Source organism: Pengzhenrongella sp., from assembly GCF_036565025.1.
Lineage (GTDB): Bacteria > Actinomycetota > Actinomycetes > Actinomycetales > Cellulomonadaceae > Pengzhenrongella.
Window position 1 is genome coordinate 1 of sequence record NZ_DATCNW010000134.1, and the last position, 20,538, is coordinate 20,538.

A 20,538-nucleotide genomic window follows, 5' to 3' on the forward strand; every position below is an offset into this window, starting at 1 on the left:
CCTATAGGACGTCAACGCTCGGACGTTACGGGAATTTCTACCGTCAGTCGGCGAGCGGCTCGAGGATCTGCTGGGCGGCGTCGTGCAGCAGCCCGTTCGAGACCAGCGCCGAGCCGCCGAACGGTCCCGGCACCCCCGCGATCGACGTGAAGCGCCCGCCGGCCTCGTTCACGATCGGCACCAGCGCGGCCATGTCGTGCAGCGCGAGCTCGGGCTCGCAGGAGAGGTCGACCGAGCCCTCGGCAACCATCATGTGGGACCAGAAGTCGCCGTAGGCGCGCGTGCGCCAGACCTTGCGGGTCAGGTCGAGAAAGTTCTCGAGGCGCCCGCGCTCCTCCCAGCCGGTCAGGCTGGAGTAGGACAGCGACGCGTCCGCGAGGTCCCCGACCCCCGAGACGTGCATCCGGGTCGCGGCGGCGAGCGACTTGCCGGTCCACGCGCCCGAGCCGTTCGCGGCCCACCAGCGCCGCCCGAGGGCGGGCGCGCTGACCAGACCGATGACGGGCTCGCCGGCGTCGAGGAGCGCGATGAGGGTCGCCCAGACGGGCACGCCGCGGATGAAGCTCTTCGTGCCGTCGATCGGGTCGATCACCCACTGCCGGGGACCGTGCCCGGTGTCCGGGAACTCCTCGCCGTGCACCGCGTCGCGTGGCCGGGCACGGGCCAGCTGGGAGCGCACGCACTCCTCGGCCGCGCGATCGGCGTCGGAGACGGGGGTGGCGTCGGGTTTGGTCTCGATCCGCAGGTCCAGCGCCTTGAAGCGGGACATGGTCACGGAGTCGACCTGGTCGGCGATCACGTGGGCGAGGCGCAGGTCATCGTCGTAGCCCGATCGGATGGTCATGGGCCCCACGCTACCGGCGCGCGTGCAGACTCTCCGACGCCGGGGCGCCTCAGCGCGAGTCGCGCTCGGGGGTGTCGGGTGCGCCGATGGTGCCCTTGCGGCTCGACAGCAGGCGGCGGAAGCTCTCCACCCGGGCCGCCCGCGCGGAGCGGGTCTCGTCGTCGCCGCTCGCCTCGATCCACTCGTCGAGGCAGCAGTCCGGGGCGTCGTCGGCGTGCGTGCAGCCGCGCGGGCACGCCTCGGCGACGCCCGCGAGGTCGCCGAACGGCGCGAGCAGGTGCTCGAGCAGGACGTGGGCGAGGCCGAACGAGCGCACGCCCGGCGTGTCGACGATCCAGCCCGGCGCCTCGCCGTCGACCGCGGCCATCCGCAGCGCGATGGCCGAGCTCGACGTGTGGCGCCCCCGGCCGGTGACGTCGTTGACGATGCCGACCGCGCGGAAGGCGTCCGGCACGAGGGCGTTGACCAGGGTGGACTTGCCGACCCCGGAGTGCCCGACGAGCACCGAGGTGCGCCCGGCGAGCGCGTGGCGCACGTCCTCGAGCGCCTCGAGCCGCCCGCCCTCCCCGCGCCGCGTCACGACGACCGCGACCCCGATCGGCGCGTACATCGCGATGAGCTCGGCCGGGTCTGCCAGGTCGGCCTTGGTCAGGCACAGCAGCACGTCCATGCCCGCGTCGTAGCCGGCCACCACGCAGCGGTCGATCATGCGGGTCCGGGGCTCCGGGTCGGCCAGCGCGGTGACGATGACCAGCTGGTCGGCGTTGGCCACGATGATCCGTTCGATGGCGTCCGTGTCGTCCGCGGAGCGCCGCAGCACGGTCGAGCGTTCCTCGATGCGCACGATCCGCGACAGGGTGCCGGGCTCGCCCGACACGTCCCCGACGACGTCGACCCGGTCGCCCGGCACGACCCGCTGGCGGCCCAGCTCGCGCGCCTTCATCGCGACCGCCCGGTGCTCGTCGGGCTCGCCCTCCGAGACGAGCAGCGTGTACCGGCCGCGGTCGACGCCGGTCACCATCGCGATGATCGCGTCGGTGTGCTCGGGTCGCTGCTTGGTCCGCGGGCGGGTGCCGCGCCGGTTGGGCCGGACCCGGATGTCGGACTCGTCGAGGTTGCGCCTGGCGGGGCTCATCGGTTGCTCATCGCCCGGCTCAGCCCAGCATCCGGTGCCACATGCCGACGAAGTCCGGCAGCGTCTTGGCCGTGGTGGCGACGTTCTCCACGAGCACGCCGGGCACGCGCAGGCCGAGCAGGGCACCGGCGGTGGCCATCCGGTGGTCGTGGTAGGTCCGCACGGTGCCGGCGTGCAGCGGTCGCGGGGTGATCACGAGCCCGTCGGAGGTCTGCTCGGCCTGCCCGCCGAGGCGGGTGATCTCCATCGCGAGCGCCGCGAGCCGGTCGGTCTCGTGGCCCCGCAGGTGCCCGATCCCGCGCAGCCGGGTCGGTGAGTCGGCCAGCGCGGCGAGCGCGGCGATGGTGGGCGCGAGCTCGCCGGCGGCGCGCAGGTCCAGATCGAGGCCGTGCACGACGCCGGTCCCGGTGACCGCGAGCACGTCGCCGTCGAGCCGGGTGGTGGCGCCCATCCGTTCGAGGATCCCCGGCAGCAGCGCGCCCGGCTGGGTGGTGCTCGCCGGCCAGCCCGGGACGCGGACCGTGCCGCCCGCGACGAGAGCGGCCGCGAGGAACGCGCCCGCGTTGGACAGGTCCGGTTCGACCCGCACGTCCCGGGCGGCGATCGGGCCCGGGGCCACGCGCCAGATGGCGGGCCGCGAGTCGTCGACGACGACCCCGGCGTCCCGCATCACCTGCACGGTCATGTCGATGTGCGGCTTGCTGGGCAGCGTGGCGCCGGTGTGGCGCAGGGTGAGTCCCTGCTGGAAGCGCGCGGCGGCGAGCAGCAGACCCGAGACGAACTGGCTCGATGCCGAGGCGTCCACGTCGATCGAGCCGCCGCGCACCGAACCACGTCCGGTCACCGTGAACGGCAGGTGACCGCCCACCCCGGTGTCGCGGATCGGCACCCCGGCCGCGCGCAGCGCGTTCAGGACCGGGCCCATCGGGCGTACCCGCGCGCCCGCGTCGCCGTCGAACAGCACGGCCCCGTCGGCCAGTGCGGCCACCGCGGGCAGGAAGCGCATCACGGTTCCGGCCAGGCCGCAGTCGATCGTGGCCGGGCCGCGCAGCCGGGCGGGCGTGATCAGCAGGTCGGGGTCCGCGCCCGGGGAGTCCTCGAGCCCGACGCCGAGCGTCCGCAGTGCCTGCGCCATCAGCAGGGTGTCCCGCGAGCGAAGCGCCCCGCGCAGCCGGCCCGGTCCGGTCGCCAGGGCGGCAAGCACGAGGTAGCGGTTGGTCAGGGACTTCGAGCCGGGTACCTCGACGGTCGCGTCGAGCGGCGAGGCGGCCCGCGGCGCGGCCCACGCAACGTCGGTGGGCGCGCTCGCGCGGGTTTCGGCGGCGACGGGTGCAGCCGCGTCGGAGGGCATGGTCATGCGCCCAGGTTACTGGGGCGTCACGGCGGCCTTCGCGTGGTGGACGGCGTCGGAGGTGCGCGCCGAGGCCAGCTGGCGTGCCTTCGACAGGCGCCAGGAGGCACCAGGGCGGCCCTCGAGGTCGACCCCGGCAATGAGCGCGGCACCCGTGAACGCGAGGCTCCGCACCAGGCGGTCCCGGCGCTCGCGCCGCACCTCCGGCGACGGCTTCTCGCCCTTGACCATCGGCACGCTCGCCGCCGCGAGGGGCAACGTCAGCGCCGCGAGCAGCAGCGCTGCGGTTCGCGGCGCCTTGCCGAACGCGAGCGCGAGTCCCGCCAGGGCGGTGGCCGCGCCATGGGCCTGCACGAAGATCCGCAGCCGAGCGTCCGTCGGTCGCTCCAGGGCGTCCGTGCGGCTGACCAGGCCATCCACGGCCGGGCGCATGAAGGCGACGTGCGCGGCAGGGCTGCGCACGGCGTCGAGCCCCTCCGAGACGAACCAGGTGGACATCAGGGGTCGGGCGATCCGGCGGAGCAGCATGGTGGACAAGTCCCTCGGTTGGTTCCTCGAGCTTCGGGCGTGTGGGTCGCTACAGGGCGCCGCCGGCAGCGGCGGGTGCGTCGGTGGACGCTACGGCGTCGCCGATCTGCTCGCGGGCGACGTAGTTCTCCAGGTCGAACAGGTTCGTGCCGGCCCGCTGCGCGACCGTGAGCAGCGTGGTCGCGGAGGCGACCTCCTCGACCTGCTCCTTGAGGAACCACAGCAGGAACTGCTCGCCGAGCGGGTCACTCTCGCTGCGAGCCGCCTGGAAGAGGGCCTCGATCTGGCTCGTGACGTCCTTCTCCTGCGCGAGCGCGAGCGCGATGGGGGCGACGACGTCGTCGAAGTCGCTGACCACCGGGCCACCGGACGGGATGGCGACGGGCAGGGTCCGGTCGAGCATGTACTGGACGAACATCATGGCGTGGTTGCGCTCTTCGACGGCCTGCCGGTAGTAGTGCCGGGCGAGCTGGGGGAGGTCCTGGCCGTCGAACCACACCGCGATCGCGATGTACTGCTGGTGCGCGTCGAACTCGTGCCCGACCTGCTCGCGGAGCAGCTGGAGAAATCTCGAATCAGTCATACGGGGACGTTAGCGTGAACCCGCGGGGAATGGGTGCGGGGGTCGTTCGGTTGTGACGAACATGAGCTGCGCCCTTGCCTCCCGGACGAACGTCGCGCCCGTCGCAGGTCTTGCGGCCGGACCGGCGGTGCTGACGCCACCCACCCCGTGGGGGATTCCGGACACAGGCACGGGGATAGGCTCGTCCGTGATGACCGAGGACACGCACCGGGCCCCAGAGGCCGAGGAATCCGCCGCGCGCGTAGTGCGCTTCGAGACGGAGGCGCTGGTCTACCTGGACCAGCTGTACGCGGCTGCCCTGCGCATGACGCGCAACCCGTCGGACGCCGAGGACCTGGTGCAGGAGACCTTCACCAAGGCCTTCGCCGCGTTCCACCAGTACCGGCCCGGCACGAACCTCAAGGCGTGGCTGTACCGGATCCTCACCAACACGTTCATCAACACCTACCGCAAGAAGCAGCGCGAGCCGCTCCGCTCGGCGGCCGAGGACATCGAGGACTGGCAGATCGCGCGCGCCGCGTCGCACACGTCGTCGGGCCTGCGGTCGGCCGAGGCGGAGGCGCTCGATCACCTGCCGGACTCCGATGTGAAGGATGCCCTCCAGCAGATCCCCGAGGAGTTCCGGATCGCGGTGTACCTGGCCGACGTCGAGGGCTTCGCCTACAAGGAGATCGCCGAGATCATGGGCACCCCGATCGGCACGGTCATGTCGCGCCTGCATCGCGGGCGCCATCAGCTTCGAGATCTGTTGAGTGACTACGCGAGGGGGCGTGGACTGGTGGGCGCAGGCGAGAAGGAGAGCGGGTCGTGAGCGCGGAAGAGTCGGGTATGCGTGCGGGGCGCGAAGGTGCGGTCCGGTGCCAAGAGGCCCTCGAGCGACTGTCGGAGTTCCTGGACTCGGAGCTGGACGAGGTCGACGGCGACCGGATCCGGGTACATCTCGCGGACTGCGAGGGGTGCCTGTCGGAGTATGACGTCGAGGACCACATCAAGAAGCTCGTGAAGCGCTCGTGCAAGGAGCTGGCGCCGCCCGAGCTGCACCTGCGCATCGCGTCACGGCTGATCCTGCTGCGCGGAGAACTGCCCTAGCCTGGCGCTCGGTAGGTCGACGTGGCGCCAGATGCGTCGAGCCCGGTGCGAATCGCACCGGGCTCGTGGCATTACGTGGCTCAGGAGTTGGGCCGCTTGCCATGGTTCGCACTGCTGGACTTACGGGCCCTCTTCTTGCGTGAGCGCTTGCTCATGATGTCTCCTCTACCGTTCGCCGGTGCCCGCGTGGGCTCGGCGGTGCTTCGCAGTTCGCCCCAGGATCCCACATCCGCCAGGAGCGCTCGTACGGATGCGGTTGCGGGGTGGAAGTACTAAGTCCTCGACCCCGGACGCCGATGAGTCAGGGGTGAGTGAGCCTCCGCTTTCTGTCATCCCGTTCCTGCACGCGCTGGCGAGCACCGGCGGGTCGGATCTGCACGTCAAGGTCGGCTCCGCGCCGCGCGTGCGGGTCGATGGCCGGCTGCGCAAGCTCCAGGTGCGGGATCTGCGCCCCGCGGACACCGAGTTCATGGTCGGCGAGGTGCTCCCGGATGACATGGCCACCGGGTTCCGGGTGACGCACGAGGCGGACTTCGCGTTCTCCCTGTCGGGGGTCGGGCGCTTCCGGGTGAACGCGTATCAGGCGCGCGGCACGAACGGCATGGTCTTCCGGCGGGTCGCGGTGGGCGCGCAGTCCCTCGTCGAGCTCGGGGTGCCCGAGGTGGTGGGCGAGCTCGCGCTCGAACCCCGCGGGCTGGTGCTGGTCACGGGCCCGACCGGTTCGGGCAAGACGACGACGCTCGCCTCGATGGTCGACCTGATCAACACCTACCGCGAGGTCAACATCGTGACGATCGAGGACCCGATCGAGGTCCTGCACTACGACAAGAAGGCGATCGTCTCCCAGCGCGAGATCCGGCAGGACACCGCCGACTTCACGACCGCGCTGCGGGCCGCGATGCGCCAGGACCCGGACGTGATCCTGATCGGTGAGATGCGTGACACCGAGACGGTCCGGGCCGCGCTCTCGGCCGCCGAGACCGGCCACCTCGTCCTGTCCACGCTGCACACGATCGACGCGGCGGAGACCATCAACCGGATCGTCGACTTCTTCCCCCCGTACGAGCAGAAGCAGGTCCGCGTCGCGCTCGCCCAGGCGCTGCGCGGCATCGTCTCCCAGCGCCTGGCGCGCAAGGCGGACGGGACCGGGCGGCAGGCTGCGGTCGAGGTCATGGTGAACACGGGCCGGACGGCGGAGGCGATCCTCTCCCCGGCGGACGCGCCGCCCATGCACGACCTGATCCGGGACGGCGGGTACTACAAGATGCAGACGTTCGACCAGCATCTCTTCGAGCTGATCCGCGAGGGCATCGTCACCTACGTCGAGGCCTGCACGATCGCGAGCAACCCCCAGGACCTGACGGTCGAGCTCAGGGCCGCCGGCATAGTCGCGTAGCCCGAGGGGGTTGCGTTTGCCGGATCTCGAGATATAACGTGTCTATACGCGATATATCTCGAGAAGGAGTGACCAGCATGAGCGCCGAGTCCTGGGTCGTCACAGGTCCGCAGATCATCGAGATCGAGGAGGTCGACGCCCTGCGCGTCGGTCTGGTTCGGGGACGTGTCGACGTGGTCACCCGTGACGAGCCGGGTGCCCGGATCGAGGTGCACGCGGTCGACGGGCGCCCGCTGGAGGTCAGCCTGTCCGACGGCGAGCTGCGGGTGGGCTACACCTTCACCCTGGGCGGCTGGGAGAACTTCCTGGACACCTTCCGCAACTTCCGCGACCGGGACACCGCCGACGTGCACATCGCCGTCCCGCGGCACGTCGCCGTGCGCCTCGGCACGGTGAGTGCCGAGGGCCTGCTGGCCGGCGTGCTCCGGGGCGCGTCGGTCTCGACCGTGTCCGGCTCGGTCGTCACGGACGGCACCGGCGGCGCGCTCGTCGCCAGCACGGTCTCGGGCGAGATCGCGGTCCGCGACCACACCGGTGACCTGCGGATGAACTCGGTCTCGGGGGAGCTCACGGCGTCCGGCGCGCTCGCGCGGGTCGCGGTGAACGCCGTCTCCGGACCGGTCACGCTCGATGTGTCCTCCGAGTCGGCCTCGATCGCGGCGACGACCGTGGCCGGGGACGTGACCGTCCGGCTGCCGGCCGGGCGCGGGGTCAACGTCTCGGCGCGCAGCGTCTCCGGACGCGTCGTCGTGGACGGTCATGAGCACAAGGGCACGACGCCCGGGCAGAAGAAGGTCGACGTGCAGACCGGCGACGGCTCGTGCCTGATCTCGGTGAAGACCGTCTCGGGGCACCTGACCGTGCTTCGCGGCGCCGTCGCGCGTGCGGGCAACCCCTCCGCGACCGGCGCCGGGGCCGACGGGGTGGCCTGATGGCACCGGTCTTCGCGCACGGCCAGCTGCGGCTGTATCTCCTGTCGCTCCTCGAGTCCGGCCCCAAGCTGGGGTACGAGCTCATCACCGCGCTCTCGGACCGGTTCGGCGGCACGTACCGGCCGAGCCCCGGCACGGTGTACCCCCGGCTCGCCCGGCTCGAGGAGGAGGGACTGGTCAGCCGCTCCGAGGAGCGCAAGGGCGCCTACTCGCTCACCGACGCCGGACGCCGGGAGGTGGCGGCCCGCAGTGCGGACCTCGCCGCGCTCGAGGAGGGCCTCGCGGAGACGGTGCGCGAGCTGGCGGGCCGGGTGCGCGACGACGTGCGCGACTCGATGGCCGGGCTGCGCGCCGAGCTGGCCGCGGACGCCCAGGAGGCGCGGGCCGCGGCCGTCCCGTCGGTCGAGGACACCGAGTATCACGGCGAGACGTGGACCGCGTCGCACGTGCGGCGGATCGACGCCGAGGCGATGGTGCAGCGGTTCCGCGACGAGGTGCGCGCCGACCTGCGCCAGTCCGATGCGCGCGGACGGATCGACCAGCTCACGGTCGAGACGATCCGCACGGTGCTGGACAGCGCCCTCACCGCGGTGCGGGCGACGCTGCGCTGAGCGGCAGCCCGGCCGCGTCAGGCGGCGTCGTCGGGCAGGCCGAGCCATTCGTGCCAGCCGGTGTGCAGGACGAGCCACGCCATCATCCCGTAGCCCGCCTGGCCGGGCAGCATGCCGTCGCCGGCCGCGAGGTCGCCGAGCCACTGCTCGTGCATGGCGAGCGGGGAGCACATCTCGACGTAGGGCACCTGGCGCCGGGTCGCGACGTCGTTGTAGGCGTTGGAGAGCTCGGTGAGCTGGGCCCCGTCCTCGGCACGCCCGGGCGGCGGGCCGACGACGAACGTCGGCACGTGCCGTGACTCGGCCACGTCGAGGATGTTCGCGAGGTTGAGCCGGCTCCGCGCGAGCGAGAGGCCCGCGTCGAGATCGGCGCGACCCAGGGCCACGATCAGCCGGTTGTCGGCGTCGGGGGAGAACCTGCGTGCTGTCTCCTCGTCCCAGCGGGCCGCGAGACCGGAGCTCGGCTCGCCCGGCACGGCGAGGGTCAGCACCATCGGCGCGGGCTTCGCGTGCGTACGCGCGGCCACCCGCCCGACCCAGCCAAGCCCCTTCGGGTCGCCCGCACCGGCCGCCAGCTCGTCGCCGATCACCGCAAGACGAAGCGGCAGCTCGCCCACACCTCTCACCCCAGTCCTCCTAGCCCGTCGGCGCGCCGCAACAAGGGGCGCCCGCCCCCATTCTCCCGTGCGACCGCGCTACGACCGAACCGACGCGCGCGCACGCGGGCCCCCGATGGCCCCCAACACCCCCGTTACGGGGGTTCCACCGTCCGTCTAGCGGGCGAACGACTCGCGGATGAGCTCGTCCTGCTCGGCCTTGTGCTTCTTCGCGGAACCCGCCGCGGGCGACGCCGAGGCGGCGCGTGACACGACCCGCAACGGCCGGTCGAGCAGCGGCGCCGCGTTCATCTTCATGTGCGTCCACGCACCCTGGTTGGCCGGCTCCTCCTGGACCCAGATCAGCTCGGCGTCCGGGTACGGCGCGAGGGCGTCGTACAGGCCGGCGCCGCTGATCGGGTAGAGCTGCTCGAGGCGGACGATCGCCGTCTTGTTGTCGCCCGACTCCGTGCGGTGCGCGAGCAGGTCCCAGTAGACCTTGCCGGAGCACAGCAGGACGCGGTCGACGCCGGTCGTCAGGACGTCCTCGCCGATCACCTCGCGGAACGTGCCCGTGGTGAAGTCCTCGACCGGTGATGCGGCGGCCTTCAGGCGCAGCATCGACTTCGGCGTGAGCACCACGAGCGGGCGGCGCGGCCGGGCGTACGCCTGGCGACGCAGCAGGTGGAAGTACGACGCGGGCGTCGTCGGCGCGGCGACCGTCATGTTGTTCTCGGCGCACAGCTGCAGGAAGCGCTCCGGCCGTGCGGACGAGTGGTCCGGCCCCTGGCCCTCGAAGCCGTGCGGGAGGAGCAGCACGACCGAGGTCCGCTGGGCCCACTTCTGCTCGGCGGAGGTGATGAACTCGTCGATGATCGTCTGGGCGCCGCCCACGAAGTCACCGAACTGGGCCTCCCAGAGCACCAGGGCGTCCGGACGCTCCACGGAGTAGCCGTACTCGAAGCCGAGCGCGGCGTACTCGCTCAACGAGGAGTCGTACACCCAGAACTTCGCCTGGTCGCTCGACAGGTACAGCAGCGGGGTCCACTCGGCCCCGGTCTTGCGGTCGTGCATGACGGCGTGCCGCTGCACGAAGGTGCCGCGCCGCGAGTCCTGGCCGGCCAGGCGCACCGGGGTGCCCTCGATCAGCAGCGAGCCGAACGCGAGGATCTCGCCGTAGCCCCAGTCGATGCTGCCGTCGTGGGACATCTGCTCTCGCTTGGCGAGCAGCTGCGCGAGCTTGGGGTGCACCGTGAAGCCCTCCGGCGGGTGCGTGTGCGCGCGCCCGATCCGTTCCAGGACCGACGAGTCGACCGCCGTCTGCCAGCCGATCATCGCGCCGGCGTCCTCGAGCTGTGCCTCGGGGCGCTCGAGACCGGCGACGGGCTCGGACGACGCCGGCGCGGTGTAGCCGCCCTCGCGCGTCTCGGTGAAGACCCGCTCGAGCTGGGCCTGGTAGTCCTTGAGGACGTGCTCGGCCTCGGCGAGGGTGATGTCGCCGCGGGCGACGAGGGACTCGGTGTAGAGCTTGCGCACCGAGCGCTTCGCCTCGATGAGGTTGTACATGAGCGGCTGCGTCATCGACGGGTCGTCGCCCTCGTTGTGACCGCGGCGGCGGTAGCAGATCATGTCGACGATCACGTCGCGGTCGAACTGCTCACGGAACTCGAACGCGAGCTCGGCGACCCGCACGCACGCCTCGGGGTCGTCCCCGTTCACGTGCAGGATCGGGACCTGCAGGCCCTTGGCGACGTCGGTCGCGTACAGCGTGGAGCGCGACGCGCTCGGGCCGGTCGTGAACCCGACCTGGTTGTTGATGATCACGTGGATCGTGCCGCCGGTGCGGTAGCCGCGCAGCTGGGAGAGGTTCAGCGTCTCCACCACGACGCCCTGGCCGGCGAAGGCCGCGTCGCCGTGCAGCAGGATCGGCAGCACCGAGAAGCCGTCGCCGCCGAGGTCGATCCGGTCCTGCTTGGCGCGCACGATGCCCTCGAGCACCGGGTCGACCGCTTCGAGGTGGGACGGGTTCGCCGCGAGGTGCACCTTGGTGGTCGCGCCCGACTCGGCGGTGAACTTGCCCTCGGTGCCGAGGTGGTACTTCACGTCGCCCGAGCCCTGGACCGACTTCGGGTCCTGGTTGCCCTCGAACTCGCTGAAGATCTGGCCGTAGCTCTTGCCGGCGATGTTCGCGAGGATGTTCAGCCGCCCGCGGTGGGCCATGCCGATGGCGACCTCGTCGAGGCCGTTGTCCGCGGCCTTGGACAGGATCGCGTCCAGCAGCGGGATCACGGCCTCGCCGCCCTCGAGAGAGAACCGCTTCTGCCCGACGTACTTGGTCTGCAGGAAGCTCTCGAACGCCTCGGCGGCGTTCAGCCGGCGCAGGATTCGCAGCTGGTCCTCGCGCGGGGTGCGTGCGTGGCCGGCCTCGAGCCGCTCCTGGAGCCAGCGCCGCTGGCGGGGGTCGGCCAGGTGCATGTACTCCACACCGATGGTGCGGCAGTAGGAGTCGCGCAGCAGGCCGAGCACCTCGCGCAGCTTCGCGCGGGACTTGCCGCCGAACCCACCGGTCGGGAACGTCCGGTCCAGGTCCCACAGCGTCAGGCCGTGCGTCTGGACGTCCAGGTCCGGGTGCTTGCGCTGGTGGTAGGCGAGCGGGTCCGTGTCGGCCATCAGGTGGCCGCGCGAGCGGTAGGAGTGGATCAGCTCGGCGATCCGGGCGGGCTTGCCGAGCTCGGCGTCCTGGTCGAACGAGGGGTCGCGCACCCACCGCACCGGCTCGTACGGGACGCGCAGCGCCGCGAAGATCCGGTCGTAGAAGCCGTCTAGGCCGAGCAGCTTGTTCCCGATGATGCGCAGGAAGTCACCAGACTGGGCGCCCTGGATGATCCGGTGGTCGTACGTCGAGGTGATCGTGAGCACCTTCGAGATGCCCATCCGGTTGAGCTGGTCCTCGCTGGTCCCCGCGAACTCCGCGGGGTAGTCCATCGCGCCGACGCCGATGATCGCGCCCTGGCCCGCCATCAGGCGCGGCACCGAGTGCACCGTGCCGATGGTGCCGGGGTTCGTCAGCGTGAGGGTGGTACCGGCGAAGTCGGTGACCGTGAGCTTGTTGCTGCGTGCCCGGCGCACGACGTCCTCGTAGCCTGCCCAGAACTGGGCGAAGTCCATCGTGTCCGCGCGCTTGATGCTGGGCACCAGGAGCTGGCGCGTGCCGTCCGGCTTGGGCAGGTCGATCGCGAGGCCGAGGTTCACGTGCGCGGGGCTGACGACGGCGGGCTTGCCGTCCAGCTGCGTGTAGGCGGAGTTCATCGCGGGCATCTCGGCGAGCGCCTCGACCAGCGCGAAGCCGATCAGGTGCGTGAAGGAGACCTTGCCCCCGCGTGCGCGGATCAGGTGGTTGTTGATGACGATGCGGTTGTCGACCATCAGCTTGGCGGCGATCGCGCGGACCGACGTCGCCGTCGGCACCCCGAGGCTGGACTCCATGTTGACCACGACGCGCGCGGCGGGGCCCTTGAGCCGGGCGACCTCGTCCTGCGCCTCGACCGCATCGCTCGCCGGGTACAGCGTCTTCGCGGGGACCTCCGCGTAGGGCGCGGTCGCGGGCCGGGCGGTCGCGACCGGGGCCTCGTCCTCCTCGGGTGCGACCGTCGGCGTCGTGGCGGACGGTGCCGGTGCCGGTGCCGCGGCCGGCTTCGCGGTCGTCGGTGCCGGGGGCGCCGACGGCGGCGCGACGGCGGGCGGTGCGGCCGGAGCCAACGGTGTTGCCGTGGCCCGACCGTTCACCACGCTGGAGACCGGTATGGTCTCGAGCGCCTCGGGCTCTGGCGACGCGTCGGCGGCGGCCTCGACTGGCTTGTAGTCGAGGAAGAACTCCCACCACGCCGGGTCTACCGCGCTCTTGTCTTTCAAATACTGCTCGTACAGATCGTCTACAAGCCATTCGTTGGCGCCGAATTCAGCGCGGAGCGAATCAGACTCAGACTTCTGGGACACGTTGACGTTCGCCCGCTTCCGTCACGGCACACCGACCGCTTCGTTGGTGATCAAGGTTGACGTCAACACTATGCCCTCCCGAAGGCGGGACGAACGTCCCAGACGCGCCTGGCGGCGGGCGCTCGGGGTGATCTTGCGCACCCTTGCAGAGCATGGCAAACGATCGGCAATCGGCGCCCCGATAGGTACCCAAGATCCGGTCCGCAGCGCCCCAGGAAGGTCAGGTGATGTCCTTGCGCAGCGCCGACACCCGACCGATGCCGGCGAACACCAGCCCGTAGCCGAGCAGGACCGCCAATCCGGCCCAGGACCCCAGCAAATTCGCGGTCAGGCCGCTGGACGCATAGAACGACGCGCCCGTGATGGCCTCGCCGGCCGCGCCGGGCAGGAACTTCGAGATGCCGCTCGACCAGTCGAACTGCGCGAGCCCGAAGCGCAGGATCGGCTCCACGAACTGGGTGAATGCGAGCAGCACGACGATCACCGCCACCTGGTTCGTCAGGAACGTCCCGAACCCGACCCCGACGACCGTCCACACCGTCAGGGCGAGCACGGACAACCCGGCGCTGCGCAGCACGATCGGGTCCGTGAGGAAGGACGGCTCACCGAGCAGCGCGAGCACGCCCGCGCCCGCGCCGACCGTCGCGAGGGTGCCCACGACACCGAACAGCAGCCCGACGGCGACGCTCGAGAGCATCTTCGCGACGAGCACGACGGCGCGCCGAGGTTCGGCGAGGAACGTGGGCGTGATGGTCTGGTGGCGGAACTCGCTGGTCATGGCCAGGGCGCCCACGATGACCGGGAAGACGTAGCCGAGCGAGGTGGCGAGCGTGTAGATGGTACGCGCGACCTCCTGCGCGGACGGGGCGGCGGGCTGGGCGGCGCCCGGGAAGCCCGAGCTCATCGAGCTCGGGTCCTGGGTGAAGACGAAGGCCATCACGCCCGCGAGGAACGCCATGTAGGCGGCCATGGCGACCAGCAGGATCCACCAGAGCCGCGTCGTGACGAGCTTGCGGTACTCCGTGCGCAGTGCGGCGTTCATGCCGGGCCTTCTTGCTGGTCGTCGTCCTCCACGAGCTGCAGGAAGATCCCCTCGAGCCCGACGTCACGTGCCGCGAGCTCGTGCAGCTCGAGCCCGGCCGCGAATGCCCGCGCCCCGACCTCGGGCGCCCCGATTCGCCGGATCACGGCCGTCCCCGGCGTCCGGACCGCCTGCGGGTCAGCCAGCACGGACCAGCCGGCCGTCTCGATCAGGCGGTCCAGTCCGGCGGCGTCGGGCAACACGACCCTGACCCTCGGCTCGGCGAGGGCGGCGAGCTCGGCGAGCGGCGAGGAGTGCACCAGCCGGCCCCGGGCGATGATGACGACGTCGTCGACGGTCTGCTCGACCTCCGACAGGACGTGGCTCGAGACGAGCACCGTGCGGCCCTCGGCGGCGAGGTGTCGCAGCAGGCCGCGCAGCCAGGCGATGCCCTCGGGGTCCAGCCCGTTCGCGGGTTCGTCCAGCAGCAGCACGCGCGGGTCGCCGAGCAGGGTGCCGGCCAGGGCCAGCCGCTGGCGCATGCCGAGCGAGAAGGTGCCCACCCGGCGCCCCTCGACGGTGTCCATCCCGACCAGCGCCAGCACCTCGCGGCAGCGCGCATCGCTCACCCCGACCTGCGGGGCGTACACCCGCAGGTGGTCCAGGGCGCTGCGGCCCGGATGGAAGCTCGCTGCCTCGAGCGCCGCGCCGACGATGCGCATCGGCCGCGGCATGCGCGCGTACTGCTGCCCGCCGATGGTGGCCGACCCCGCCGTCGGGCGCACGAGGCCGAGCAGGATGCGCAGGGTCGTCGTCTTGCCCGCACCGTTCGGGCCGAGGAACCCCGTGACCCGTCCCGGTTGCACGCTGAAGGACAGGTCGTCCACCGCGCGCACCGCCCCGAACGTCTTGCTGAGGTGGTCGATGACGATGACGCCGTCGGTGCTGGTCACAGGGTGCCTTCCGGCCGGTCGGAGCCGGTGGAGTCCGGCGACCAGGAGGGCGTCAGCTGCCTCGGCAGGGTGAGGCGCATCGTGCAGCCGCTGGCGGTGTCGGCGACCTCGATCGTGCCGCCGTGCAGCCCGACCGCCCAGCGCACGATCGCGAGCCCGATGCCGGTGCCGCCGGTCGGGATCTGTCCGGTCTGGGCGGAGGAGTTGCCGCGTGCGAACCGCTCGAAGACCAGCTCGCGCTGCTCGGGGGCGATTCCGGGCCCGTGGTCCACGACGTCGATCACGACGTCGTCGCCGCGCTGGGTGGCCGCGATCCGGACCTCCTCACCCGGTGGGGAGTGCCGCACCGCGTTGTGCAGCAGGTTCGCGACGACCTGGTGCAGCCGCTCGGCGTCGGCCACCAGGGTGAGCCCGGGCGGGGTGACGGTGACCTGGAAGGTGAGGGACTTCTCGGTCCCGACGAGCGCCGCGCGGTCGGTGGCCTCGCGCAGGAACGCCTCGAGCTGGACCTCGGCGAGCTCGAGGCCGACGGCGCCGGCCTCGATCCGCGACATGTCGAGCAGGTAGGTGATGAGCCGCCCGAGGCGCTCGGTCTGGGCCAGCGCGGCCGCCATCGTCTCCGCGTCGGGCTGCGTGACGCCGTCGACGATGTTCTCCAGCTGGGCCTGCAGCGCGGTGACGGGGGTGCGGAGCTCGTGCGAGACGTTCGCGACGATCTCGCGGCGCAGCAGGTCGATCGAACCGAGGTCGTCGGCCATCGTGTTGAAGGCGTGCCCGAGCTGGCCGACCTCGTCCCGGCTGGTGGCTCGCACCCGCTGGGAGTAGTCGCCGCTCGCCATCGCGCGCGCCGCCGCGGTCATCTCCCGCAGTGGTGACGTCATGCCCCGCGCGAGCAGCTGGGTCAGCACGAGCGAGACGACGATGGCGAGCGGCATCGTGCGGGTGGGCCCCAGGTGGTTGTACAGGCCGATCCAGGTGAGGAACGAGGCCATCGTCACGGTGGCGGCGACCAGGATGCCGAGCTTGATCTTGATCGAGCGGAACCGGTCGAGCGGGCGCACGTCCGGGAGCCGGTCCCGGTACGCGCCGCGGACGTGGCGGGGGACGGACACCTCAGTCCTCGGTGCCGGCCGGGGGCTCGAACGCGTAGCCGACGCCGTGCACCGTGCGGATCAGGTCGGCGCCGAGCTTGCGGCGCAGCGCCTTGATGTGGGAGTCCACGGTGCGGGTCCCGCTCGCGTCGACCCAGTCCCAGACCTCGGCCAGCAGGCGCTCGCGGGTGAGCACCGTGCGGGGGCTGCTGGCGAGCGTGACCAGCAGGTCGAACTCGGTCGGGGTCAGGTGGACCTGGGCGCCGGCGCGTGAGACGCGGCGCTGGGCCCGGTCGATGAGCACGTCGCCGATGGCGATCGGTGGTTCCCCAGGCTGGTTCGCGGCGCTCGCCTCGGCGGCGCGCAGGGCCCGCTCGGTGCGTCGCAGCAGCGCCTTGGACCGCGCGACGAGCTCGCGCATCGAGAACGGCTTGGTCATGTAGTCGTCCGCGCCGACCCCGAGCCCGACGAGCACGTCCGTCTCGTCGTCGCGCGCGGTGAGCATGAGCACCGGCACGGCCCGCTCGGCCTGGATGAGCCGGCACACCTCGAGGCCGTCGATGCCCGGCAGCATCAGGTCGAGCACGACGAGATCGGGGCGCAGCCGGTGCGCGGCGGCGATGCCGGCGTGGCCGTCCGCGGCGATCTCCACGGTCCAACCCTCCGACGCGAGCCGCTGCGCGATGGCGGTCGCGATCGCCGGCTCGTCCTCCACGACGAGCACGACGGCTTCGCTCGACGATGCGGTGGACGTCACTGACATGGAACAAGCCTGGCACAAGCCCTCGCGCCGGGTGCCCCGTATGATTGAGCGCATCATGACCAGCTCAAGTATCGGCCGGTGGTGCTCCCCGCGGGAACACGCTGCCGGCCCCTCCATTGTCCTGATCCCCGCCACGGCGGCCAGCGCTCGTGATGCCACGTGCTGAACGACTGGCTCTACGTCGCACTGGGCGTCCTCCTCACGTTCGGCACCGCGCTGTTCGTGTCGACCGAGTTCTCCTTGATCGCCCTGGACCCGGGTCTGGTCGAGAAGGCCACTGCGCCGGACGACCGGCGCGGGCAGTCCGTGCTCAAGGCGCTGGCGCACCTGTCGACCGAGCTCTCCGGCGCCCAGGTGGGGATCACCGTCACCACGATCCTGCTCGGCTACACCACCCAGCCCGCCGTGAACCGGCTGCTCGGCGGGGCGCTGGACGGGTGGCTCGGCGCGTCCGTGAGCGGGGTCCTGGCGACCATCGGTGCGGTCCTGCTGGTCAACGTGTTCTCCATGCTGTTCGGGGAGCTGGTGCCCAAGAACTTCGCGATCAGCCGCCCGCTGGGGACCGCGCGGACCGTCGCCCCGCTGCAGCGCGGATTCACGCTCGCGCTGCGGCCGCTCATCGCGCTGTTCAACAACAACGCGAACGGGCTGCTGCGCCGGTTCGGCGTCGTGCCGCGCGAGGGGCTCTCCGGCGGCCGTTCGCCGCAGGAGCTCGCGTCCCTCGTGCGTCGCTCGGCCGCGATCGGCACCCTCGACGAGGCGACCGCGATGCGCCTGACGAACACCATCGAGCTCGACGAGCTCACCGCCGTCGACGTCATGACCGACCGGATGCGGCTGGTCGTCGTGCGCCGCGACGAGACCGCGGCCGACGTCGTGGCCCGCGCGCGGGAGTCCGGGCACTCCCGGTTCCCGGTCATCGACTCCTCGCGCGACGACATCGTCGGCCTGGTGCACCTGCGCCGCGCGATCGCCGTCCCGTACGAGCGCCGGAGCGACGTGCCCGCGGCGGCCCTGATGGTCGAGGCGCCACGCGTGCCCGAGACCGTCGGCGTCGGGCCGCTGCTCGTCGAGCTGCGCGAGCTCGGCATGCAGATGGCCGTCGTCGTGGACGAGTACGGCGGCACGGCCGGGATCGTCACGTTCGAGGACGTCGTGGAGGAGCTCGTGGGCGAGGTGTCCGACGAGCACGACCTGAGCCGCGCGGGCACGTCCCGCCTGCCCGACGGCGCCTGGGTCCTGCCCGGCGACCTGCGTCCCGACGAGTTGGCCGAGGTCACCGCGCTCGTGGTGCCCGACGACGGCCCGTACGAGACCCTCGGCGGTCTGGTGATGATGGTCCTCGGCCGGATCCCGGCGGTCGGCGACGAGATCGACGTGCCCGGGGTCCGGTTGCGGATCGAGCAGATGGCCGGACGACGTGTCGAGCGGGTCCGCGTGACCCCCACCCAGACCAAGGCGAGCGAATGAGCACCGGTACGGCCCTGCTGATCGCCGTCGTCCTGCTGGCCTCGAACGCCTTCTTCGTCGGCGCGGAGTTCGCGATCATCTCCGCGCGGCGCAGCGCGGTCGAGCCGCTCGCCGAGGCCGGCAACGTGCGCGCGCGCACCGTGCTGTGGGCGATGGAGAACGTGTCCCTGATGCTCGCGTGCGCGCAGCTCGGGATCACGGTGTGCTCGACGGGGCTCGGCGTCGTCGCCGAGCCCGCCATCGCGCACCTGATCAGCGGGCCGCTGGTGGCGATCGGCGCGCACGCCGAGCTCGCGCACCCGATCGCGTTCGTGGTCGCCCTCGTCCTGGTGGTGTACCTGCACGTCGTGCTCGGCGAGATGGTGCCGAAGAACCTCGCGGTGGCCGGGCCCGACCGTGCGGTCATGTGGTTCGGACCGCCGCTGGTGTGGATCGCGCGCGTGGTGGCTCCGGTGATCGGGGCGCTGAACTGGATGGCGAACCACGTGCTGCGGCTGTTCGGGGTCGAGCCGCGCGGCGAGATCGCGTCCGCGTTCACCGCGCAGGAGGTGCAGTCGATCGTCGAGCGCTCGCAGGCGGAGGGCCTGCTGGACGACGCCCAGGGCCTGCTCGCGGGCGCGATCGAGTTCTCCGACCTCACCGCTCGGGACGTCATGGTGCCGATCGAGCGCCTGGTGAGCGTGCAGGGCGACACCACACCCGCGGAGGTCGAGCGCCTCGTCGCGCGCACCGGGTACAGCCGGTTCCCGGTGGCGCCGGATGCTGCGGCGGACGACATCGCGGGCTACCTCCACCTCAAGGACGTGCTCTACGCCAACGAGGCGGAGCGGACCCAGCCCGTGCCGGCCTGGCGGGTGCGCGGGCTGGCCTCGGTCACCGCCGGCGCCGAGATCGAGGATGCGCTCGCGGCGATGCAGCGCTCGGGCGCGCACCTGGTGCGGGTCGAGCAGGAGGGTCGCTGCCTCGGGGTGGTGTTCCTCGAGGACGTCCTGGAGGAGCTCGTGGGCGAGGTTCGCGACGCGATGCAGCGGGGCAGGTTCCGCTGAGGCGAAGGTCACTCCCGACGCCCGCTCGCCGCCGGCTGCGGGCCGGGGCACATGTCCCGGTATGGGGGAGATTCCATTCCCGGGAGTGGGTGTGATGTCCACTACGTGGATTTGAAATCGGAATCACGGCTCGTTATGGTTTCGTGACCGCCCCCACCTGGTGGGGTCTGGCGCCTCGCGCCGGTGACTGACACGGCGGTCGTGCATGGTCCGCTGGACGGTCAGCCGATACCCGAGAGGTCCACTGGTGCCCGAACGCGTCGAGAATGCCCCCGGCGTCCAGACCCGGCGCGCGCGCCGAGCCGCCGAGGTGACCGCCGAGACCGCGGCCGACACGCGCGTCGCGAAGACGCACCCCACCCACTGGATCCCGCGCATCGCGCTGCTCTGCACGCTTGCCGGCATCACGGTCGTCCTCCCGCTGACCGACAACGTCTCGCCCGGCAACGGCACCTTCGTTGCGGGCGCGTCGGCAGCCGAAGCCCCGCTGCCCGGCACGATCGAAGCGCTCGGCGGCGCCGTCGGCACGGCGCCGCCGGCCGCGATCGCCGCGTCGGTGGCGACCTCGACCGCGGCCGAGCGTGCCGAGATCCGAGCGAACCGGTCCGAGGTGCGCGACCCGTTGCCGGGCTGCGCCGGCCAGCCCCGCTCCATGGGTGCCAACGGGCAGCTCAAGCAGAGCGACCTGTGCACGCTCTGGGACGGCACCAACAAGCTGCGGGGCGACGCCGCGTCCTCGCTCGCCGAACTCAACCTGGCCTTCAAGGCGCGGTTCGGCCACGACCTGTGCATCTCGAACGGCTATCGCACGATCGCCGAGCAGCGCGTCCTCAAGTCGGAGAAGGGCGGCCTCGCGGCCCTGCCCGGGCGCAGCAACCACGGCTGGGGTCTCGCGGTCGACCTGTGCCCGACCGAGACCAGCGGCCGGAGCTACGACTGGATCAAGGAGAACGCCGCCATCTACGGGTGGGAGAACCCGGCCTGGGCGCTGCCCGGCGGCAGCGGACCGTACGAGGTCTGGCACTGGGAGTACACCCGCGGCGTCATGGCGAGCGGCGAGCACTACAACTCCTGACCCTTCACCCCTAACGTCCGAGCGTTGACGTCCTATAGGACGTCAACGCTCGGACGTT

The 20,538-nt window shown here is 71.8% G+C and carries 20 protein-coding genes; 8 read left to right on the top strand and 12 right to left on the bottom strand.

Going from position 1 to position 20,538, the window contains the following annotated elements; all coding sequences use genetic code 11:
* Positions 1–43: 43 nt before the first annotated feature.
* From hisN to VIM26_RS07565, 5 genes are read right to left on the bottom strand one after another with little or no spacing between them, the layout of a single operon-like run.
* Positions 44–844, bottom strand: a complete 801-nt coding sequence (gene hisN, locus VIM26_RS07545) for a histidinol-phosphatase (protein ID WP_331949759.1) — start codon at positions 842–844, stop codon at positions 44–46.
* 49 nt (positions 845–893) lie between these two features.
* Positions 894–1,979 carry a ribosome small subunit-dependent GTPase A gene (gene rsgA / locus VIM26_RS07550; RefSeq protein WP_331949761.1) on the bottom strand — a complete coding sequence of 362 codons (1,086 nt, stop codon included), beginning with the start codon at positions 1,977–1,979 and terminating at the stop codon, positions 894–896.
* A 19-nt stretch (positions 1,980–1,998) separates the two neighbouring features.
* Positions 1,999–3,336 carry a 3-phosphoshikimate 1-carboxyvinyltransferase gene (gene aroA / locus VIM26_RS07555; protein WP_414696455.1) on the bottom strand — a complete coding sequence of 446 codons (1,338 nt, stop codon included), beginning with the start codon at positions 3,334–3,336 and terminating at the stop codon, positions 1,999–2,001.
* Between the two features lie 9 nt (positions 3,337–3,345).
* Positions 3,346–3,858: a DoxX family protein gene (locus tag VIM26_RS07560; protein ID WP_331949763.1), complete on the bottom strand. Its 513-nt coding sequence runs from the start codon at positions 3,856–3,858 to the stop codon at positions 3,346–3,348.
* A 49-nt stretch (positions 3,859–3,907) separates the two neighbouring features.
* Positions 3,908–4,441, bottom strand: a complete 534-nt coding sequence (locus tag VIM26_RS07565) for a ferritin (protein WP_331949765.1) — start codon at positions 4,439–4,441, stop codon at positions 3,908–3,910.
* Between the two features lie 61 nt (positions 4,442–4,502).
* On the opposite strand from VIM26_RS07565, the gene VIM26_RS07570 reads away from it, so the two are divergent.
* On the top strand, positions 4,503–5,252 hold the full coding sequence (locus VIM26_RS07570; protein WP_331949767.1) for a sigma-70 family RNA polymerase sigma factor: 750 nt from the start codon (positions 4,503–4,505) through the stop codon (positions 5,250–5,252).
* Entirely contained in the window at positions 5,249–5,530 is a 282-nt protein-coding gene (gene rsrA / locus VIM26_RS07575) for a mycothiol system anti-sigma-R factor (RefSeq protein ID WP_331949769.1), read from the top strand. Before VIM26_RS07570 ends, rsrA begins: the two co-directional genes overlap by 4 nt.
* A gap of 80 nt (positions 5,531–5,610) precedes the next feature.
* On the opposite strand, the gene VIM26_RS27005 is transcribed toward rsrA, so the two are convergent.
* Positions 5,611–5,685 (bottom strand): 50S ribosomal protein bL37, encoded by a 75-nt coding sequence (locus tag VIM26_RS27005; protein WP_414696456.1) that lies wholly within the window; start codon positions 5,683–5,685, stop codon positions 5,611–5,613.
* Between the two features lie 152 nt (positions 5,686–5,837).
* Here VIM26_RS27005 and VIM26_RS07580 point away from each other — a divergent pair, with 152 nt between their 5' ends.
* The 3 genes from VIM26_RS07580 (at position 5,838) to VIM26_RS07590 (ending at position 8,469) form a co-directional block, all read left to right on the top strand.
* Positions 5,838–6,926: a PilT/PilU family type 4a pilus ATPase gene (locus VIM26_RS07580; protein WP_331949770.1), complete on the top strand. Its 1,089-nt coding sequence runs from the start codon at positions 5,838–5,840 to the stop codon at positions 6,924–6,926.
* Between the two features lie 77 nt (positions 6,927–7,003).
* Positions 7,004–7,858, top strand: a complete 855-nt coding sequence (locus VIM26_RS07585; RefSeq protein ID WP_331949772.1) for a DUF4097 family beta strand repeat-containing protein — start codon at positions 7,004–7,006, stop codon at positions 7,856–7,858.
* Positions 7,858–8,469 (top strand): PadR family transcriptional regulator, encoded by a 612-nt coding sequence (locus VIM26_RS07590; protein ID WP_331949774.1) that lies wholly within the window; start codon positions 7,858–7,860, stop codon positions 8,467–8,469. Before VIM26_RS07585 ends, VIM26_RS07590 begins: the two co-directional genes overlap by 1 nt.
* A 17-nt stretch (positions 8,470–8,486) precedes the next feature.
* Here the strand turns inward: VIM26_RS07590 and VIM26_RS07595 are convergent, their stop codons facing one another.
* The 6 genes from VIM26_RS07595 to VIM26_RS07620 form a co-directional block, all read right to left on the bottom strand.
* Complete coding sequence (locus VIM26_RS07595; RefSeq protein WP_331949794.1) at positions 8,487–9,086, bottom strand: GDSL-type esterase/lipase family protein; 600 nt, start codon at positions 9,084–9,086, stop codon at positions 8,487–8,489.
* 156 nt (positions 9,087–9,242) lie between these two features.
* A complete protein-coding gene (locus VIM26_RS07600) occupies positions 9,243–13,061 on the bottom strand; it encodes a multifunctional oxoglutarate decarboxylase/oxoglutarate dehydrogenase thiamine pyrophosphate-binding subunit/dihydrolipoyllysine-residue succinyltransferase subunit (RefSeq protein WP_331949776.1) in 3,819 nt (1,272 codons plus the stop codon).
* A gap of 220 nt (positions 13,062–13,281) precedes the next feature.
* Positions 13,282–14,103: an ABC transporter permease gene (locus VIM26_RS07605; protein WP_331949778.1), complete on the bottom strand. Its 822-nt coding sequence runs from the start codon at positions 14,101–14,103 to the stop codon at positions 13,282–13,284.
* Complete coding sequence (locus VIM26_RS07610) at positions 14,100–15,035, bottom strand: ABC transporter ATP-binding protein (RefSeq protein WP_331949780.1); 936 nt, start codon at positions 15,033–15,035, stop codon at positions 14,100–14,102. The genes VIM26_RS07605 and VIM26_RS07610 overlap by 4 nt, the downstream gene beginning before the upstream one ends.
* Positions 15,032–16,147 (bottom strand): HAMP domain-containing sensor histidine kinase, encoded by a 1,116-nt coding sequence (locus tag VIM26_RS07615; RefSeq protein ID WP_331949782.1) that lies wholly within the window; start codon positions 16,145–16,147, stop codon positions 15,032–15,034. Before VIM26_RS07615 ends, VIM26_RS07610 begins: the two co-directional genes overlap by 4 nt.
* Before the next feature lies 1 nt (position 16,148).
* Positions 16,149–16,889 carry a response regulator transcription factor gene (locus VIM26_RS07620; protein WP_331949784.1) on the bottom strand — a complete coding sequence of 247 codons (741 nt, stop codon included), beginning with the start codon at positions 16,887–16,889 and terminating at the stop codon, positions 16,149–16,151.
* Between the two features lie 159 nt (positions 16,890–17,048).
* Here VIM26_RS07620 and VIM26_RS07625 point away from each other — a divergent pair, with 159 nt between their 5' ends.
* From VIM26_RS07625 to VIM26_RS07635, 3 genes are all read left to right on the top strand, one after another.
* Complete coding sequence (locus tag VIM26_RS07625; RefSeq protein ID WP_331949786.1) at positions 17,049–18,359, top strand: hemolysin family protein; 1,311 nt, start codon at positions 17,049–17,051, stop codon at positions 18,357–18,359.
* Positions 18,356–19,405 (top strand): hemolysin family protein, encoded by a 1,050-nt coding sequence (locus tag VIM26_RS07630; RefSeq protein WP_331949788.1) that lies wholly within the window; start codon positions 18,356–18,358, stop codon positions 19,403–19,405. The genes VIM26_RS07625 and VIM26_RS07630 overlap by 4 nt, the downstream gene beginning before the upstream one ends.
* A 247-nt stretch (positions 19,406–19,652) precedes the next feature.
* A complete protein-coding gene (locus tag VIM26_RS07635; RefSeq protein ID WP_331949790.1) occupies positions 19,653–20,480 on the top strand; it encodes a M15 family metallopeptidase in 828 nt (275 codons plus the stop codon).
* Positions 20,481–20,538: the final 58 nt, after the last annotated feature.

Excerpts from the sequence above, each read along its gene's own strand:
- VIM26_RS07630 (WP_331949788.1), top strand. The coding sequence starts at position 18,356 with ATGAGCACCGGTACGGCCCTGCTGATCGCCGTCGTCCTGCTGGCCTCG.
- VIM26_RS07590 (WP_331949774.1), top strand. The coding sequence starts at position 7,858 with ATGGCACCGGTCTTCGCGCACGGCCAGCTGCGGCTGTATCTCCTGTCG.
- VIM26_RS07605 (WP_331949778.1), bottom strand. The coding sequence starts at position 14,103 with ATGAACGCCGCACTGCGCACGGAGTACCGCAAGCTCGTCACGACGCGG.
- VIM26_RS07565 (WP_331949765.1), bottom strand. The coding sequence starts at position 4,441 with ATGACTGATTCGAGATTTCTCCAGCTGCTCCGCGAGCAGGTCGGGCAC.
- VIM26_RS07620 (WP_331949784.1), bottom strand. The coding sequence starts at position 16,889 with ATGTCAGTGACGTCCACCGCATCGTCGAGCGAAGCCGTCGTGCTCGTC.
- VIM26_RS07585 (WP_331949772.1), top strand. The coding sequence starts at position 7,004 with ATGAGCGCCGAGTCCTGGGTCGTCACAGGTCCGCAGATCATCGAGATC.
- rsgA (WP_331949761.1), bottom strand. The coding sequence starts at position 1,979 with ATGAGCCCCGCCAGGCGCAACCTCGACGAGTCCGACATCCGGGTCCGG.
- hisN (WP_331949759.1), bottom strand. The coding sequence starts at position 844 with ATGACCATCCGATCGGGCTACGACGATGACCTGCGCCTCGCCCACGTG.
- VIM26_RS07560 (WP_331949763.1), bottom strand. The coding sequence starts at position 3,858 with ATGCTGCTCCGCCGGATCGCCCGACCCCTGATGTCCACCTGGTTCGTC.
- aroA (WP_414696455.1), bottom strand. The coding sequence starts at position 3,336 with ATGACCATGCCCTCCGACGCGGCTGCACCCGTCGCCGCCGAAACCCGC.
- VIM26_RS07570 (WP_331949767.1), top strand. The coding sequence starts at position 4,503 with ATGAGCTGCGCCCTTGCCTCCCGGACGAACGTCGCGCCCGTCGCAGGT.